The following is a 17960-nucleotide window of genomic DNA, read 5'->3' on the forward strand; positions in this document are numbered from 1 at the left end:
CCTGTGCCGGCCCTCGGTCAGGCCACCCGGTGGCCCCGCGGCAGACGGGCCGCGGGGGTGCTCAGGCGGAAGCGGCCCCACGCGAGCAGCCCGCCGGCCACCACGCACTGCAGGCCCAGGCCCAGGGGCCAGACGGGCGTGCCGCGCCAGGCCTCCTCGTCCCCCGGTTCCGCCGGCTCACCGTGCGCGCACAGCACGTTCATCTCGGGTGGCCGCTGCAGGTACCGCACCCCGAACGAGATGGTGGTCATCACCCCGTCCGGCGCCCAGGTGTCCGGGTCGTCGGCATCGTAGGGGACCCGGGCCGGCGTCGGCACGGCGTCGGAGACCACCACGAACGGGTTGGCGGCGAGCACCCAGTACGTCGTCCGGGTGTCGTAGGCGGTCTGCGGGACCAGCGGCCCGAAGCAGGTCTCGGGCCCCTCCGGGGCGACCTCGCCCTCGGCCACGGCCCACCGGGGGTTGTTCGCCGGGATCGTCGTCTGGGTCAGGGGCATGGTGAGCGCGAAGGACACCAGCGTGCCGAAGGTGAACAGGGCCACCAGCAGGTAGGTGACCACCACCGCGAACAGGGTACGGTCCGCCACCGCGGACGCCGCGGTGCCGACCGCGCAGACGACGCCCAGCTCGACCGCCACCATCGCCACGAAGACCACCAGGCCGGAGACGTCCAGGCCGCCCATGGACATGGCCACCACGATGTACGGCAGCGCCGTGGCCAGGAAGGCCAGCGCGGCGATCCAGGACGCCAGCCACTTGCCCAGCAGCAACTGGCCCGGCGTCAGCAGGGTCACCTGCATCACCGCGAGCGTCCCCCCGGACCGGCCTCCGCTGATCGTGCTGGCGGACACCGCCGGGGCCACGAGCAGGCCGAAGAACAGCACGAAGCCGACGACGGCCTCGAACACGAAGCGGCCCGCGCCCGGCCCGACCGGTTCCTCGGCGGAGAGCACGTTGAAGCTGGCGAACGCGCCCCAGGTCACCAGGCCGATGACCACGAACCAGACCGCCAGCATGATGAACCAGGTGTGCGAGCGCAGCCGCTGCTGCACGTCCATCCGCACCACCGTGGCCAGCGCCGGTCCCCAGCCCAGTCTGGCGCTGCCGTCCTGCACGAGCCCGTCGACCCGGGACATCACCGGTCCTCCCCCCTGCCGGCGCGCCACGACGCGCGGTTCGCACCGCCGCTCGCACCGCTGTCCGTCCCGACGGCGTCCGTCCCGGGCGCTCCCGGCCGCACGTCGTCGTCCACGCCGGCGCCGGGCGCGGGCGGTGCGACGGAGCGCATCCGGTCCAGTTCCAGGTACGCCGTCTCCAGCCGGGAGGCCTCCGGCGTGAACGCGACGACGCGGACGCCCTCCCCGACCAGGGTGGACAGCAGGTCCGCGGCCTCCTCGGCCGAGCTCACCTCCACGCTGACCGAGTCCTCGCGCCTGCCCGGTTGCCGCCGGTACGCCACCGAGTAGCGTTCCAGCACGGGCAGCAGGTGACAGACGTCCAGGGCGGTGATGAGGTACCGGCCCCCGGTGGCACCGTCACCGCTCAGGTCCTCGACCCGGACGGTGCGGCCGTCCTGTATGAACACGGCCACGTCCGCCATCTCGTCCAGTTCGGAGAGCACGTGGGAGGAGACGAGGATCGTCTTGCCGGCCGCCGCCATCTGCCGCAGGTCGTCCCGCAACCGGACCCGGGATCCCGGGTCCAGCCCGGAGGCCGGTTCGTCCAGCAGCAGGACCTGGGGCTCGTGGATGACGGCCCGCGCCAGGGACAGTCGCTGCTGCTGGCCCCTGGAGAGCACCCGCGCCGGCTCGTCGGCGAGGGTGCTCAGCTCCTGCCACTCCAGCAGCTGCCCCGACCGGGAGCGCACGACGTCCCGGTCGAGCCCGTAGAGCCGACCCATCATCTCGAGGATCTCCCGGGCGGTCAGCGCGTCCCACACCCCCAGGGTGTCCGGCATCCAGCCCGTGCGGCGGCGGACCCCGGCCGGGTCCTGGGCGGGGTCCGCTCCCGCGATCCGGACGGAACCGGCGTCGGGCCGCAGCAGGGAGGCCAGCACCAGCATCAGCGTGGTCTTGCCCGATCCGTTGGGCCCCACCAGGGCCGTGATCGTCCCGGGCGGGGCCATCAGGTCCACCCCCCGCAGTGCCCGGACCGACTTGAACCGGCGCGTCACGCCGGTGGCGGTGATGCCCGACGGCGGCGCGTCCGGCGGCAGCCCCGTCGCCGCCGGCGGTCCGGACTCGTCGGTGCCACCGGGAGTCGTCATGGCACCATCGTGCGGTACGGGGGGTCGGGCGGCAAGGACAGGGCCGGGACCGCACTCCGGCGTGCACTACGCGGGCCGGTACGCGGTCGGCACGGGTCCGGCACGTGGTCGATGCGGGTCCGCCACGCGGCCGGCGCGGGCCGGCACGTGACCGGTGCTGGTGCGGCACGTGGTCGGGCGGGCCCCTCGGCCGCGTGGTGCTCTACCGCCTCGTTCATGGTCGGAACCGGGTCCATGACCCCCCGTAGACTAGGGCGCAGCCGACCGACAGCCCGCGCCCCGCGGGCCCGACCCCTACCCAAGGAACCGCATGAGCCTGATCGTCCAGAAGTACGGAGGATCCTCCGTTGCCGACGCCGATGGAATCCTGCGCGTGGCCAGACGCGTGGTCGAGACCCAGCAGGCCGGCCACCAGGTCGTCGTCGTGGTCTCGGCCATGGGCGACACCACGGACGAGCTGCTGGACCTGTCCGAGAAGATCAACATCGACCCGCCGGCCCGCGAGATGGACATCCTGCTCTCCGCGGGAGAGCGCATCTCGATGTCCCTGCTGGCCATGGGCATCCACTCGCTCGGGTCCACCGCACGCTCCTTCACCGGGTCCCAGGCGGGGATGTTCACCGATTCCCTGCACGGCCAGGCACGCATCATCGACGTCTCCCCGAACCGCGTGAAGGACGCCGTGGACGAGGGCAACATCGCCATCGTGGCCGGATTCCAGGGGATGAGCCGGGAGTCCCGGGACATCACCACCATGGGCCGCGGCGGCTCGGACACCACGGCCGTGGCCCTCGCCGCAGCCCTGGGCGCCGACGTCTGCGAGATCTACACGGACGTCGACGGCGTCTACACCGCCGACCCGCGCGTGGTCCCGTCCGCGCGGAAGATCGACGAGATCAGTTCCGAGGACATGCTGGAGATGGCAGCCTCCGGATCCAAGATCCTGCACCTGCGCTGCGTGGAGTACGCCCGCCGATTCGGCGTGCCGCTGCACGTGCGCTCGTCGTTCAGTCACAACGAGGGCACCTGGGTGCGTCCCAACCCTGAAGACATCATCACCATCGAGGAAGGCGAACCCATGGAACAGCCGATCGTCTCCGGCGTCGCCCACGACCGGTCCGAGGGCAAGATCACCGTCTACGGCGTCCCGGACGTCCCGGGCAAGGCCGCGGAGGTCTTCAACGTGATCGCCTCCGCCAACGTGAACATCGACATGATCGTCCAGAACGTCCCGCGGGTGGAGACCGGACGTTCGGACATCTCCTTCACCCTGCCGATCACCGAGGGCAAGCAGGCCACCGAGGCCCTGCGCGCGGCCCAGGACGAGATCGGCTTCGAGGACATCCTGCTGAACCCGCACATCGGCAAGCTCTCCCTCGTGGGCGGCGGCATGCGCTCGAATCCCGGCGTCTCCGCCCGGTTCTTCGAGGCCCTGCACCAGGCCGGGGTGAACATCGACATGATCTCCACCTCGGAGATCCGCATCTCGATCATCACCCGCGAGGACATGCTGGACACGGCCGTGCGGGCCGTCCACCAGGCCTTCAACCTCGACGCGGACGAAGAGGCCACGGTCTACGGCGGCACCGGCCGCTGAGCACGACTGACACGGCAGGGCCCCGGACCGATCGGTCCGGGGCCCTGCCGTCTTCACCGGTTCAGGGGCGGGTCACCGCTCCTTCACGAGGTCGGTCAGCGGTGCCTGCTCGACGTCCTCCGGGGTCAGCACGGTGCCGGCCGAGTCCGTCACCGCGGCCTTGCCCTCCGGGCCCACGGTCACCGAGACGGCGGTGGCGGTCCCCGGGACCCAGGAGATGAGCCCGTGCCAGGTCCCTTCCGTCAGCCCGTCCCAGGAGGCGGTCACCGTGGTGTCCTCACCCTGGGTCAGGGCCACCTGGTCCTCGGAGAGGCTCAGGTTGCCGGCATCACCCTGGGTCTTCACCGTGCTCAGCGTGGCGGGGGTGGCTGCCACGTCCGGGGACGAGTACAGGTTCGAGACCACGTAGTAGGTGCCCGGGGCCGGGTCGCTCAGCGTCAGCTGCTCAGAGGCGGAGGCGGTGGCGACCTGCAGGGTCCGGTTGTCCGGGGTGATCACGAACATGTCCCAGTCGGCGGCCTCGTCACCGGACTGCAGGTGCCAGCTGACGGTGGTGGTGCCCGGTTCGACCGTGGTCGCGGACAGCTGGTTCGAGGCGTCGGTGGCGCCCTTCAGCGGACCCGGCACCTTGGCGAAGACCTCGTCGGCGGACTTGCCCAGGCCCAGGACGGTCGGCTCCACGGTGGCGGTGATGCCACCGGTCAGCGTGACCTCAGCCGATCCCTCGGCCCCGGTGCCCTCGATCGCCCGATCGGCGGCCACGTCCACGGCCCGCAGCGTCACCGGGGAGGTGACGTCCGGGGAGCGCCTCTTGCCGCCGGACCACGTCAGGGAACCGTGCTGCCAGGTGTTCGCCGGTGCACCGTCCCGGGTGAAGGTGACCTTCACCGTGGCCGACCTGCCCTTCTTGAGGTTCAGCGTCGCCGGGGAGGCGGTCACCGTGAACCCGGGGACGTCCGCGGAGAAGGACCAACGGCCGTTCTCCGTGGCCGTCAGGGTCCGGGTCACGGTGGCCGAGCCGGCCACGTCGGAGACGGCGTAGGACGGGACGTTGACGTCCCGGGCGGCGATCTTGCCGTTCAGGAACCTGTTCCAGTGCCGGTCGTTCGAGTCGTAGACCAGGCCCGGGGCGGCCATCGCCTGGGGGTCCGCGGAGCCGGCACCGGTGGCGAAGTTGTCCAGGTTGGCGGAACCGTCAGCGTTGTACACGTCCTGGGTGGAGGTCATCATGGCCGACTTGACGGCCATCGGTGACCACCTCGGGTGCTTCCCGTACATCAGCGCGGCCATGCCGGCCAGATTCGGGGCCGCCATGGAGGTCCCGGACATCAGGCCGTACTCGTTGCCGTTGTAGTTCGGGTCCAGCGGGGAGACACCGGCGATGACGTTGACGCCCGGTGCGGCGATGTCCGGCTTCAGCAGGTCGGAGTTGACCGCGTTGGACGGACCGCGCGAGGAGAACCCGGCGATCTGCGGGACCGGCTGGGCCTCCAGCCCGGTGGTGTCACCGGGGACGAGGGTGGCCTTGAGGTCCGTCGTGGCCACGAGCTGGCGGACGGACTCATCGGAGGTGTGCACCGTGGGGACGGAGTGCAGGTCGGCATCCTCGGAGCCCCCGCCGACGTTGACGAGGATCATGCCCACGCCACCGGCCTCGGCCACGGCCTTGGACTTGTCCACGCGAGCCGTCACGCCACGATCGCACAGCACGATCTTGCCGGCGGCCGCCTCGGGGTCCAGGGCGCCCACGGCGCAGAGCCGCGCGTCCTCGGCCGCGGCACCGGCCTTGGCGATCTCGCTCGAGAGCACGACGTCGGCCGGACCGGCCCCCTCGACCATGGACGAGACACCGCGGACCTTGGTGCCGTCCTCGAACTCCACGGTGCCCGTCAGCTCGTTGGAGAACGTCTGGGCGGCCACCGAGGTCAGCCACGGGGCGGAGTGGTTGACCGTGTTGGCGGCGGGTCCGGAGTTGCCGGCGGAGGCGGAGACGAAGATGCCCGCCGCCGCCGCGGACTTGAAGGCCAGGGACACGGGGTCCACCACCGAGGTGTTGTTGCCGGAGATGGAGTAGTTCAGCACGTCCACGTTGTCCACGATGGCCTGCTCGATCGCCTGCACGGAGGCGGAGGAGTAGCAGCCACCGGTGTCCGGGTCGGTGTCCTCCCAGCAGATCTTGTAGACGGACACCTTGGCCTCGGGCGCCACGCCGGAGCCCTCACCGTAGTCGCCGCCGTTCATCACCTGGTCCACGCCGTCGTTGCCCGCCGCGGTGGTGGCGGTGTGGGTGCCGTGGGAGCTGATGTCGATCGGGGACAGCCGCTCGTTGGGGTCGCGCTTGTCGATGGGGACGAAGCGCTCGAAGTCCTCCGAGTAGTACCGCGCCGAGAGCACCTTGGAGTTGCACTCCTGTCCGGTGAAGTCCTGACCGGGCTCGCACTCACCCCGGAAGGTGGTGCCGTCGGACTTGAGCATGGCGATCCCGCCGTCGGCGGTCAGGTACGGCTCCCCCACCCTCGGCTTCTTCCGGCCCGGCAGCGCCTTGACCGGATCGCCTGCCAGCATGTCCTGGTCCGGGAAGTAACCGGTGTCGATCACGCCGACCACCACGCCCTTGCCCGCGTTCTTGACGCCCCTGTAGGTGTCCTTCCAGGTGCCCTTCCGGCCCGGCAGGTCGAGGAACTCCACGGATGAGTAGTCCGGGGCCGCCTGCGTGTTCTCGGCCACGCCGAGCACGTCCGGGTGACGCGAGATCTCCAGGGCCTGCTCGGCGGTGAGGTCCGCCGTGAAGGCGTTCAGCGCCACGGAGAAGGACTGGTCCACCTCGACGTCCTCCGCCGCCGCGACCTTCTCCTGCTTGCCCTCCAGGAACTGCTCGTACTTGCGCACGTGGGCCGAGTTCGGGTTGAAGACGCCCTTCGGGGCGGCCGTCGGCGCGAGGTCGTCCTCACCGCCCGTGTAGGTCAGGGCGGGGTCGTCCTTGAGGACGACGAAGTACTTGCCGTCCTTGTACTCCTGCACCGCCGACTGCAGCACGGAGTCCACCGAACCGGCGTCGAGGCCGCCGGCATCGGGCGCGGCCTGGGCGCCGGGGAGCAGGAACGAACCGGCCACGAGGGGCAGTCCGGCCGCGAAGGCCGTGAGCGAGCGGCGCCGGCCTCTGGATTTCTCTGACATGTGGCTTGGCCTTCCTCACCAAGGTGCGAACCGGGCACGATCATGCCCGGCTGGTCCTGTCGCCGGGGAATGCGCCTGCTCCGCGAGACGGGCACGGGGCCCCGGGGCGCACGTGGAGACGGTGGAAGTGATGCCGACCACAGGATGGGGATGACTGAAGATTACCTGAGTCCGTGGGCCCGGCGGAAGGCTTGAAACACATCTTTTACAGGGGACGATGCGTCATGGCCGCTTGTCGGGCCCGCCTTCCGTCCCGTCCGGGCTCCCCTCTCGTTCCGTCCGGGCCCGCCTTCCGCCCTCTCCGGACCCGCAGGCGCACCCCTCCAGCGACTACTCTGGACGGGTGCCCCCTCCCCGCCTCGATGGCCTGTCCGTGCTGCCCCCGCAGCAGTGGCGGAGCCGTGCGGAGTCCCACCGGCAGCGCATCAGCGCCTACACCGCACCCCTGAGGGACCTGCACTCGGCGGGGGTCCGGCACCCGGTGCACGACTTCCTCTTCTCCTACTACTCGCTCACCCCGGGTGCCCTCGAACGCTGGCACCCGGGGGCCGGCGTCGTGCTGGCCGCAGGCCCCGGGGCCGGGACCCCGGGAGAGGCCGCACGGCCCGATGCCGGCCCCGCCCCGGGCCCTCCGCCGCACCCCGATCGCGGGGAGGCCCCCGATGCGGCCCCCGGCGCGGCCCCCGCGGGCGCCTCAGGCGGCTGGCGCTTCTACCGGTGGATCGATCCACGCCCCGGACTGCCGTCGGGTGGCTGGACGGTCGACGTGGGGGCATTCCTCGACCGGCGCGGGTCGATGGTCGAGTTCGCCCACCGGATCCTGGGGGCCACCGTGCGGCGGCCGGCCCGGCTCGCGTGCTTCGGCCTGCACGAGTGGGCCATGGCCTATCGGTCGGAGGTCCACGGAGTGCGGCACTCCACGGTCCCCCTGCGGCTGGGCGCCGAGGGGACCAACGAGGTGGTCGAGCGGAACCGGATCTCCTGCACGCACTTCGACGCCTTCCGCTTCTACGCCCCCGAGGCCGCGCCGTTGAACGAGCTGCAGCCCACCCGGGCCACCCAGGTCGACCTGGAGCAGCCCGGCTGCCTGCACGCGAACATGGACCTCTACAAGTGGAGCTACAAGCTGCTGCCGGTGCTCAGTTCGGACCTCGTGGCCGACTGCTTCGAGCTGGCCTGGCGGATCCGGACCATGGACATGCGTGCCTCCCCCTACGACCTGGCCGACTGGGGCCTGGAGCCGATCCGGATCGAGACGCCGGCAGGCCGCGCGGAATACGTGCGGCACCAGCGCGGATTCGCGGAGGAGTCCACCGTCCTCCGCCGCCGGCTCCTGGAGGCCTTGACCGCCCTGGAGGACGTCCGGGCCCCGGGCGATCGCCCGTGAGGCCCGTTCAGCCCCGGGCGATCGGGTCCAGGGGGCCGTAGCGGTGCTCCGGCCGGCCCCGGGCACCGTAGCGCAGCCCCAGGTTGACCTGGCCCGTCTGCGCCAGGTGGGAGAGGTACCGCTGGGCCGTGGCGCGGGAGATCCCGACGGCCTCCGCCACCTCCATCACGGTCAGGTCCTCGACGGCACCGTTGACGGTCTCCAGCACCGACTGCTCCGTGGTGGCGGCCGCCGACGGCGGGGCCTGTTCGGCCTCGGCCAGCAGGACGCGGCGTGCCCGGTCGATCGCCACCTGGTCGTGGGTCCCGGCCGCCAGCAACCGCCGATACCGGGCGTAGGCCCGCAGCCGGTCCGCGAGCGCCTTCTCCTCGAACGGCTTGACCAGGTAGGCGAGCGCGCCGCGGCGCAGGGCCGTCCGGACGGATTCCCCCTCGCCGGAGGCGCTGAGGACGAAGGCGTCCACGTCCAGCGCCGTGAGCAGGTCCAGCCCGGAGACGTGGGGCAGGTAGAGGTCCAGCAGCACCAGGTCAGGCGTGGTGTCCGCGACCGTCCGGACCACCATCCGGGCGTCGTTCACCGGCGGCAGGGCCGTGAAGCCGGGCACCGCGTCCACATAACCGGCGTGCAGGGAGGCGACCCGGAAGTCGTCGTCCACCACCAGCACCCGGAAATCGCCTCCGCGGTCCTGCAGTCCCGTCATCGCTGAGCCTCCTTCGGCGTCGCCCGTCCCGGTGACGGTTCGGAGACCGCCAGCACCCCCGGGAGCCGGGCGCAGAACAGGGCCCCGGCGCCGTCCGTGGTGCCGGGTTCAGCCAACCACACATCCCCTCCGCGCTGGCGTGCCAGCCTGCGCGCCAGGGACAGTCCCATCCCGTGGCCGTGGGCCTCGTGCTCCCCGGCCTCCCGGGTGGTGGTCCCGGCGGCGAAGATGTCCAGCCCCGCGGGCACCCCGCCGCCGGAGTCCGCGACGGCCAGGTGCAGGGTGTCGCCGTCACCCAGCAGGTCGACCTCGACCCAGGGACGCCCGGGGGCCTCCACAGCTTGCCCGGTGGGCGGGTCCCCACCCGGGGCCTGGCGTTCCAGCGCGGCGCGGACGGCATTGTCCAGGAGGTTGCCGAGCACCGCCGTGGCGTCCTGCGGATCGACCACGGTCTGCCAGAACGAGGTCTCATCCCCGACCCGGATCTCCACCCCGAGTTCGTGGGCCTGCACGCCCTTGGCCCCGAGGAAGGCCCGCAGGAAGGTGTCCTGCACCGCCTCGATCCCGGGCACGGGGTCACGGACCGGGCCGGAGTCGATGACCTGCTGCAGGAACTCCCGTGCCTCCTCGAGATGGCCCGCGGACAGCAGGCCGGAGAGGGCGTGCAGACGGTTGGCGAACTCATGCCGTTGCGCCCGCAGGGCGGAGGCCATGGTCTCGACGGCGTCGAGCCGGCTGCCGAGGGCCTCCACGGCCGTCGTGTCCCGCAGCATCACCACCGCCCCCAGGTCGACATCACCTCGCCGCACCGGGACCACGGAGGCGATCATGGAGGACTCACCCACCGACAGACGCAACCCGGTGGACGGGATGGCGGGGTCCAGGGCGGTGGCGACGGCTCCCGTCAGCGCCGGCGGCAGTCCGGCCTCGTCGTAGCGCCGGCCCACCACGTCGTCCCGGTCGGTGCGGTGCGGCAGGCCCAGGAGGAGCCGCGCGGCCTTGTTGCGGACGGTGATGACGCCCTCGGGACTGACGCCGATCACCCCGTCCTGCACCCCGTAGAGGACGGCTGCCTGGTCCCGTGCCGAGGCGGCGATCTCCTCGGGCTCCAGCCCGAGGGTGAGCCGGCGCAGGCGACGCTGCAGGGAGACGGAGGACACCGCGGCCAGCACCAGGCCGCCCAGCCCCACGACGACCACGGACGCGGCGGCCTGGCGGACGTCACCCGCCACGGCGGCCACGGACACCCCGACGCTGATCTCTCCCGTCACGCGGGAGCCGTCCGGGGACCAGACGGGGACCTTGGCGCGCAGGGACTCGCCGAGGGTGCCGCGCTCGGTGGACGTGTCCTCGACCCCGGACAGCGCCACCGGGTCCGTGCTGACCCGCTGGCCGATCAGGTCCGGATTGGGATGGGCCAAGCGCAGCCCCCGGTCCTCGGTGGCGATCACAAACAGGGCCCCGGTGCGCTGGCGGATCTCCTCGAGGGAGGACTGCAGCGGGCCGGCGGCGAGCGCGCGGGTGTCCAGGGCGTCCTCGTCCGCCTGCTCGGCCACGAGCTCGCGCACCTCCGGGATGGAGGCCACCGTGCGGGCGATCCCCAGGGCCTCCTGCTGCGCCTGGTCGTGGACGCGCCGGGTCGTGAGCCAGCCGATGGCCAGCAGGCAGATGACCAGCGTGCCGGCCACGGCGGCGAACAGGAGCGCCGTCATCCGCCCGGAGAAGGATCCGCGGGGACGGCGGGACTCACGCGTGGTGCTCACGCCCCCACTGTATGACCCGGCGGCCGCGCCGGGACCGGCCCCTCCCCACTGCCCCCGGCATCCACGGCGCATGAGCACAATGAGCGCAATGCGTGGAATGGGTTGATTCCCCGTTAGCGAGCAGAAGGGCGTTCCGTGCGCTGCGTCACCGTAGGGTGACTGCGAATCGCGGCCCCGTGTCGCCCGTCACACCCGCCGGCGTCCGCCGGCCCTCCCCGAACCAGGAGTTCCCATGCTCGTCCTGCTGGGCTTCGCGATGGTGGCCACGTTCATGGTCCTCATCATGACGAAGCGGATGACGCCCCTGCTGGCGCTGATTCTCGTCCCCACCATCTTCGGCCTGTTCACCGGCGCCGGCCTCGGACTGGGGGACATGGTCCTCGAGGCCATCGGCCAGATGGCCCCCACGGCCGCCCTGCTGATGTTCGCCATCGCCTACTTCGGCATCATGATCGACGTCGGCCTGTTCGACCGGTTGGTGAACTGGATCGTGCGCGTGGTGGGCCACGACCCCGCCAAGGTGGTCATGGGCACCGCCCTGCTGACGGCCGTCATCTCCCTGGACGGGGACGGTTCCACCACGTTCATCGTCGTCACCGCCGCCCTGCTGCCCGTCTACCACCGGCTGGGCCTGAGCCCGGTGGTGCTGACCTGCGTGGCCGGGCTGACCAACGGCACCCTGAACATCGTTCCCTGGGGCGGACCCACCGTGCGCGCGGCGGCGGCCCTGAACGTGGACGCAGCCGAGATCTTCGTCCCCATGATCCCCTCGCTGCTGGTGGGCCTGGCCGTGGTCTTCGCCTTCTCCTGGCTGCTGGGCCTGTCCGAGCGGCGCCGCCTGCGCCGTGACGACCCCGAGCGCTGGTCCGGCCCCGGTGTCCCCGCCGGGACCTCGACCGGTGGACCCGGCGGCCAGCTCGTCCCGGCGGGGGCACCCGCCGGGACGCCGGGCACCTCCCGCGCGCCGTCCGGCGTCGGGCTCCTGGAACGCACCGTGACCGAGACCGGCCCGGACATGTCCGGGACCGCGCTGGACCCGGAGCGCGAGACCCTGCGACCGCGGCTGTTCGTGTTCAACCTCGTGCTGACCGTGGCCATCATGGTGCTGCTGGTGGCGGACATCGTGCCCCTGGCCTACCTGTTCATGATCGGCACCGCCGTCGCCCTGCTGGTGAACTTCCCGAACGTCAGGAAGCAGGCCGAGGTGCTGGGCAACCACTCCTCCTCGATCGTGGCCGTGGTGTCCATGGTGTTCGCCGCCGCCGTGCTAACCGGCGTGCTCTCCGGCACCGGCATGGTGGAGGCCATGTCCCAGTGGCTCGTGGACGTCATCCCGGACTCGATGGGACCGATCCTCGCGGTGCTCACCGGGCTGATCTCCATCCCCGCCACGTTCTTCATGAGCAACGACGCCTTCTACTTCGGCATCCTGCCGGTACTGGCCGAGACCGGTGCGCACTACGGGATCCCCGCCGTGGACATGGCCCGGGCCTCCGTCACCGGGCAGCCCGTGCACATGCAGTCCCCCCTGGTCCCCGCGATCCTGCTGCTGGTCTCCATGGCCAAGGTGGACCTGGGCGACCACCACAAGAAGGTCCTCTGGCGGGCCTGCATCGTCTCACTGGCCATGCTGGCCTCGGGCGTGGCCTTCGGGGTCATCGGCATCTACGGCTGAGCGACGCCCTCCCGGCCACCCCGCAGGGGCCGGAGGGTCAGCTGACGTCGCCGTCGTAGTAGAGCCAGGTGCCCTCGCGGCGCACGAACCGGGACGTCTCCTGCTGGGTCCGCCGGCCCGCGGGGGTCCGGAAGTGCGCCGTGAAACGCACCGTGCCCGCATGGTCGAACGGCCCGCCACCGGAGGTCTCCTCGACGTCGAGGCGAAGCCAGTCCAGGTCCTCGTCCGGTCCCGCCCCGGGGGCGTCGAGCGCCAGCGACGCCGGCCGGGTCTCCGGCGCCCAGCTCGCCAGCAGGTACCGCTCGGCCTCGGGGAACTCGCCCTCGGAGGCCAGCGCGAACGCCGAGTAGCGCGAGCGCATCAGGGCCTCCGCCGTGGGCGCCGACAGGATGCCGTGCGCGGCGAACCGTGCGTGGAAGCGGCCGCAGCAGGACCCGTAGAGCTCTCCGGTGCCGCAGGGGCAGCGGCGCGCTGCCAGCTCCTGGGTGTCAGCGGCCATCGTCATCCACGGTGGCCCGGACCGCCACCTGCCCCGAGGGGCCGGTGGCGCCGGAACCGGCGGCCCGGCGTCCCGTCCCCGCCGCGGCGCCCGGCTGCTCCGCGGCCTTCGTGGCCAGCTGCCGCACCGTCGCCCGGGACCTGCGCACCGACCAGGTGATCGCGATCCCCGCGGCCACCAGTGCGGCGGCCATGGCGGCCGGCAGCACCGATACCCCGTCGGCCCCGGTCATCCGTGCTTCTGCGCGGTCTCGTCCGCGGTCCCTGCTCTGCCCCATGGGCCCAGCGTAGGCCGGGGCCCCGGCCGGCCGGAACAGCGGGACCCCGGCGGGGGACGGTGGCGGGGCTGCCGGGTCACGTCACCCTTCGTTCCCGCGGGGGCAGCCCGCGGCGAGCCGGACTAGAATGGGGCAAGCCCTCCCGCTGAACCCTTGGAGAACTCCCCCATGCCCACGATCGTCGTCGACGTCATGCCCAAGCCCGAGATCCTTGACCCGCAGGGCAAGGCCATCGCAGGCGCCCTCCCCCGACTGGGATTCACCGGCTTCGCCGCGGTCCGCCAGGGCAAGCGCTTCGAGCTCACCGTGGACGGCGAGGTCACCGACGAGGTCCTGGCCCACGCCCGCGAGGCCGCCGAGCAGTTGCTGTCCAACCCGGTGATCGAGGACATCGTGAACGTCGAGGTCCTGCCCGACGCCGCGGGCCACCCGGCCGAGGGGCCGACGGCCTGATGAGCACGGACCTGCCCCTCATCGGAGACTTCTCCACGGCCGGACCCGTCCTCACCGGGGCGCGTGTCGGCGTCGTGACCTTCCCCGGAACGCTCGACGACCGGGACGCGGCCCGCGCGGTGCGCCTGGCCGGCGGCGAGCCGGTCGCCCTGTGGCACGCCGAGACCGACGGCGGCGCGGCCCTGTCCTCGCTCGACGCGGTCATCATCCCCGGCGGTTTCTCCTACGGCGACTACCTGCGCGCCGGGGCGATCTCCCGCTTCGCCCCGCTGATGGACGCGATCATCGCCGCCGCCGGCGGACGGGACGGGTCCGGGAGCGGACTGCCCGTGCTGGGCATCTGCAACGGCTTCCAGATCCTCACCGAGGCGCACCTGCTGCCCGGGTCGATGATCAAGAACGACCACCTGAAGTTCATCTGCCGCGACCAGGCGCTGCGCGTGGAGAACAACGCCACGGCCTGGACCAGGGACTTCGGCACCGGTGAGGAGATCACCGTGCCGCTGAAGAACCAGGACGGCCAGTACGTGGCCGACGAACACACCCTCGACGAGCTCGAGGGGGAGGGCCGCGTGGTGTTCCGCTACGTCGGCTGGAACCCGAACGGCTCGCGCCGGGACATCGCCGGCATCTCCAACGCCGCCGGCAACGTGGTGGGACTCATGCCGCACCCCGAGCACGCGGTGGAGGCCGGGTTCGGCCCCGACTCGGACCACGGCATGCGCATGGGCACGGACGGACTGGGGGTCTTCACCTCGGTGCTGGCCTCGATCGCAGGAGAGACGAAGTGACTGACCAGACGAGCCGACAGGCCACCGCGACCTACAACATCGACACCGTCGAGCACGCCGCGCAGACCCCGGACACCGAGCTGCCCTGGGCCGAGCTGGGGTTGAAGCAGAACGAGTTCGAGGAGATCGTGAGGATCCTCGACCGCCGCCCCACCGCGGCCGAACTGGCCATGTACTCGGTGATGTGGTCCGAGCACTGCTCCTACAAGTCCTCCAAGGCCCACCTGCGCCAGTTCGGCGAGAAGGTCACCGAGGAGATGAAGAAGGACCTGATGGTCGGGATCGGCGAGAACGCCGGCGTGACCGACCTCGGGGACGGCTGGGCCGTGACCTTCAAGATCGAGTCCCACAACTCGCCCTCCTACGTGGAGCCCTTCCAGGGAGCCGCCACCGGCATCGGCGGCATCGTCCGGGACATCATCTCCATGGGCGCGCGCCCGGTGGCCGTGATGGACCCGCTGCGCTTCGGCGCGATCGACCACCCGGACACCGCTCGCGTCATGCACGGGGCCGTGGCGGGGATCGGCAGCTACGGCAACTCCCTGGGCCTGCCGAACATCGGCGGCGAGATGGTGTTCGACCCGATCTACCAGGGCAACCCGCTGGTCAACGCCCTGGCCGTGGGGGTGCTGCGCCACGAGGACCTGCGCCTGGCCAACGCCTCGGGCGTGGGCAACAAGGTGGTCCTGTTCGGCGCTTGGACCGGCGGCGACGGCATCGGCGGCGCCTCCGTACTGGCCTCCGAGTCCTTCGACGACGCCAAGCCCTCCAAGCGCCCCGCCGTCCAGGTGGGCGACCCGTTCGCGGAGAAGGTACTCATCGAGTGCTGCCTCGAGCTGTTCAAGGACTCGCTCGTGGAGGGCATCCAGGACCTCGGTGCCGCCGGCATCTCCTGCGCCACCTCCGAGCTGGCCTCCAACGGCGAGGGCGGCATGAACGTGGAGCTGACCTCCGTACTGCTGCGCGACCCCACCCTGACCCCGGGCGAGATCCTCATGTCCGAGTCCCAGGAACGGATGATGGCCGTGGTGACGCCCGGGAACGTCGAGGCGTTCGAGGCCGTCATGGCCAAGTGGGACGTGGAGTACTCCTGGCTGGGCGAGGTCACCGACGACAACCGCCTGACCATCACCTGGAACGGCGAGGTGATCGTCGACGTCGACCCCCGCACCGTGGCCCACGACGGCCCGGTCTACGACCGGCCCTACCACCGTCCGTCCTACCAGGACGCGCTCGTGGCGGACACCTTCCGCTCGGCCGTCGACGCCGGTCGCGTCCCCGCGCTGCCGGGCACCGGTGACGAGCTGCGCGCCGCGGTGCTGGAGCTGATGTCCTCGCCGAACCTCGCCGACGTCTCGTGGGTGACGAGGCAGTACGACCACTTCGTGCAGGGCAACACCGCCATGGCCGCCCCGGACGACGCCGGCGTGGTCCGGGTGGACGAGGAGACCGGGATGGGCGTTGCCGTCTCCACCGACTGCAACTCCCGGTACACCTACCTGGACCCGTACGCCGGTGCGCAGCTGGCCCTGGCGGAGTCCTACCGCAACGTGGCCACGGCCGGTGCGGTGCCCAAGGCCGTCTCGGACTGCCTCAACTTCGGCTCCCCCGAGGACCCCGAGGTGATGTGGCAGTTCGCCGAGGCCATCCGCGGCCTGGCGGACGCCTGTCAGCAGATGGGCGTGCCCGTCACCGGCGGCAACGTCTCCCTGTACAACCAGACCGGTTCCACGCCCATCCACCCCACCCCGGTGGTGGCCACCCTGGGTCAGTTCGACGACGTCTCCCGCCGCACCCCGTCCGGATTCCACCGTGACGCCGACGGCCAGGCCGTGTACCTGATGGGCGTCACGCGCGACGAGCTGGACGGCTCCGAGTTCGCCCGGCTGCGCGATCACCTCGGCGGCGTGCCCCCGCAGGTGGACCTGGCCACCGAGAAGCTGCTCGGCGAGCTGCTGATCAACGCCTCCCGGGACGGGATGATCGACGCCGCCCACGACCTCTCCGAGGGTGGGCTGGCCGCCGCGCTGTCCGAGATGGTGCTGCGCTTCGGCGTCGGCGCCCGGGTGTCCCTGGACGAGGTCATGCAGCGCGACGGCGTGGACGCCTTCACCGCCCTGTTCTCGGAGTCGCAGTCCCGCGCGATCGTGGCCGTGCCGCGGACCGAGGAGGTCCGGTTCAAGGACATGACCACGGCCCGCGGCTTCCCGGTGGCGCGGATCGGCGTGGTGGACGCCGCCTCCGGGGCACTCGAGGTGCAGGACCAGTTCGTGCTGCCCCTCGAGGAACTGCGCGAGCGCTGGGCCGCCACGCTGCCCGAGTACTTCGGCTGACCCAGCGGACCCACCCAGGCAGCGCGGCCGGCCCGCGCGATGACCATCAGGTGCTGGATCCGTCGCTTTCCCCGCGCGGGGAGGGCGACGAATCCAGCACCTGATGCGTTCCGGGCACCCGGGCACGTCCCCGGTGGGTGCCTCAGTACTCGGTACGGTCGGCGTTCTCCTGCCATGCCTCGAACGGCGCGGTGGAGCCCGGGACGGCCCGGTGCACCAGCGGCATCAGCCCGTCCCTGTCCGGGGACTCGAGATAGTCGTAGAAGGCCGCGTCGTCGAAGCCCGCGGCGGCGGCATCGTGACGGTCGGCGGCATAGACCACCCGGTCCACCCGCGCCCAGAGCGCCGCGCCCAGGCACATCGGGCACGGCTCGCAGCTGGCGTACAGCACCGCCCCCGAGAGGTCGAAGGTGTCCAGCCCGCTGCAGGCCGCGCGGATCGCCGTGACCTCGGCGTGGGCCGTGGGGTCGTTGGTGGCCGTGACCCGGTTGGCACCCTCGAAGGCGCGACCGTCCGCGGTCACCACCAGCGCCCCGAACGGGCCCCCGTCCGTGGCCGCGTTCGCGGTGGCCAGGGCGATGGCACGGGACAGGTGGAGCGCATCGTCGTCCGCACCGGCGACGGCCTCTCCGGAACCGTCCGCGGCGGCCGGGCCGAGGCCGTGCTCCGACCTGACGACCGGGTCGACGCGGGACACCGCGGCCACCGGCAGCGGTCCGCCGTAGACGTGGGGGAAGCGTTCGGAGTCCGGGTCGGCGGGGTCACCGGGCTCCCTGACCACGCTCAACCCCGCCGCGGCCAGGGCCGCCTCGTCCAGTGTCAGCACCACCAGGGGTTCGCCCACGTCCGCGTAGAAGCGCGTGAGCACCGCTCGGACCTGTTCCGGCCCGTCGCTGGCATGCAGGAAACCGACCTCCTCGATCGAGGCGCCGCGGGTGGACCGGTCATAGGTCCCGGTCCGCTGGGCCTGGTGCCAGTCCTGCCGGAACGCGATGTGCTGGATGACCATGGCCCCAGTCTGACAGCCCCCGGGGGGTCGTCA

14 protein-coding genes and 1 pseudogene are annotated in these 17960 nt (G+C 71.9%); 6 read left to right on the forward strand and 9 right to left on the reverse strand.

What is annotated here, in order from left to right; genetic code table 11:
* Nucleotides 1–17 precede the first annotated feature (17 nt).
* Nucleotides 18–1136 (reverse strand): ABC transporter permease, encoded by a 1119-nt coding sequence (locus tag GGQ69_RS15025; RefSeq protein WP_183529994.1) that lies wholly within the window; start codon nt 1134–1136, stop codon nt 18–20.
* Nucleotides 1136–2266, reverse strand: coding sequence for an ABC transporter ATP-binding protein (locus tag GGQ69_RS15030; protein ID WP_183529996.1), 1131 nt, complete (start codon nt 2264–2266; stop codon nt 1136–1138). The genes GGQ69_RS15025 and GGQ69_RS15030 overlap by 1 nt, the downstream gene beginning before the upstream one ends.
* 310 nt (nt 2267–2576) lie before the next feature.
* Between GGQ69_RS15030 and GGQ69_RS15035 the strand changes: the two genes are divergently transcribed.
* Nucleotides 2577–3863 carry an aspartate kinase gene (locus GGQ69_RS15035; protein ID WP_183529998.1) on the forward strand — a complete coding sequence of 429 codons (1287 nt, stop codon included), beginning with the start codon at nt 2577–2579 and terminating at the stop codon, nt 3861–3863.
* Nucleotides 3864–3935: 72 nt separating this feature from the next.
* Here the strand turns inward: GGQ69_RS15035 and GGQ69_RS15040 are convergent, their stop codons facing one another.
* The gene (locus GGQ69_RS15040) at nt 3936–7040 is read right to left on the reverse strand and encodes a S8 family serine peptidase (protein ID WP_183530000.1); all 3105 of its coding nucleotides are present in this window, start codon (nt 7038–7040) and stop codon (nt 3936–3938) included.
* Nucleotides 7041–7383: 343 nt separating this feature from the next.
* Between GGQ69_RS15040 and GGQ69_RS15045 the strand changes: the two genes are divergently transcribed.
* Complete coding sequence (locus GGQ69_RS15045) at nt 7384–8427, forward strand: 3-methyladenine DNA glycosylase (protein WP_183530002.1); 1044 nt, start codon at nt 7384–7386, stop codon at nt 8425–8427.
* Nucleotides 8428–8434: 7 nt separating this feature from the next.
* Here GGQ69_RS15045 and GGQ69_RS15050 read toward each other — a convergent pair whose 3' ends face one another.
* Both GGQ69_RS15050 and GGQ69_RS15055 read right to left on the reverse strand, forming a co-directional pair.
* Entirely contained in the window at nt 8435–9127 is a 693-nt protein-coding gene (locus GGQ69_RS15050; protein ID WP_183530004.1) for a response regulator, read from the reverse strand.
* Nucleotides 9124–10890 (reverse strand): ATP-binding protein, encoded by a 1767-nt coding sequence (locus tag GGQ69_RS15055; protein WP_370577203.1) that lies wholly within the window; start codon nt 10888–10890, stop codon nt 9124–9126. The genes GGQ69_RS15050 and GGQ69_RS15055 overlap by 4 nt, the downstream gene beginning before the upstream one ends.
* Nucleotides 10891–11122: 232 nt before the next feature.
* Between GGQ69_RS15055 and GGQ69_RS15060 the strand changes: the two genes are divergently transcribed.
* Complete coding sequence (locus tag GGQ69_RS15060; protein ID WP_183530008.1) at nt 11123–12565, forward strand: CitMHS family transporter; 1443 nt, start codon at nt 11123–11125, stop codon at nt 12563–12565.
* Between the two features lie 37 nt (nt 12566–12602).
* Here the strand turns inward: GGQ69_RS15060 and GGQ69_RS15065 are convergent, their stop codons facing one another.
* Both GGQ69_RS15065 and GGQ69_RS15070 read right to left on the reverse strand, forming a co-directional pair.
* Complete coding sequence (locus GGQ69_RS15065) at nt 12603–13064, reverse strand: YchJ family protein (protein WP_183530010.1); 462 nt, start codon at nt 13062–13064, stop codon at nt 12603–12605.
* On the reverse strand, nt 13054–13341 hold the full coding sequence (locus GGQ69_RS15070) for a hypothetical protein (RefSeq protein ID WP_183530012.1): 288 nt from the start codon (nt 13339–13341) through the stop codon (nt 13054–13056). Before GGQ69_RS15070 ends, GGQ69_RS15065 begins: the two co-directional genes overlap by 11 nt.
* A 168-nt stretch (nt 13342–13509) precedes the next feature.
* On the opposite strand from GGQ69_RS15070, the gene purS reads away from it, so the two are divergent.
* Genes purS through purL form a run of 3 tightly spaced genes read left to right on the forward strand, consistent with a single transcriptional unit; the run spans nt 13510 to nt 16918 of the window.
* Nucleotides 13510–13794, forward strand: a complete 285-nt coding sequence (gene purS, locus GGQ69_RS15075) for a phosphoribosylformylglycinamidine synthase subunit PurS (RefSeq protein ID WP_183530014.1) — start codon at nt 13510–13512, stop codon at nt 13792–13794.
* Entirely contained in the window at nt 13794–14585 is a 792-nt protein-coding gene (gene purQ / locus GGQ69_RS15080) for a phosphoribosylformylglycinamidine synthase subunit PurQ (protein WP_010143895.1), read from the forward strand. Before purS ends, purQ begins: the two co-directional genes overlap by 1 nt.
* Entirely contained in the window at nt 14582–16918 is a 2337-nt protein-coding gene (purL, locus tag GGQ69_RS15085) for a phosphoribosylformylglycinamidine synthase subunit PurL (RefSeq protein ID WP_183530016.1), read from the forward strand. The genes purQ and purL overlap by 4 nt, the downstream gene beginning before the upstream one ends.
* Before the next feature lie 142 nt (nt 16919–17060).
* Here purL and GGQ69_RS16645 read toward each other — a convergent pair whose 3' ends face one another.
* Nucleotides 17061–17510, reverse strand: coding sequence for a nucleoside deaminase (locus GGQ69_RS16645; protein WP_255459790.1), 450 nt, complete (start codon nt 17508–17510; stop codon nt 17061–17063).
* A gap of 105 nt (nt 17511–17615) precedes the next feature.
* Nucleotides 17616–17927, reverse strand: a pseudogene (locus tag GGQ69_RS16650) (DUF952 domain-containing protein); the annotation flags it as partial.
* Nucleotides 17928–17960 lie beyond the last annotated feature (33 nt).

Source organism: Micrococcus sp. TA1, assembly GCF_014199555.1.
Lineage (GTDB): Bacteria > Actinomycetota > Actinomycetes > Actinomycetales > Micrococcaceae > Citricoccus.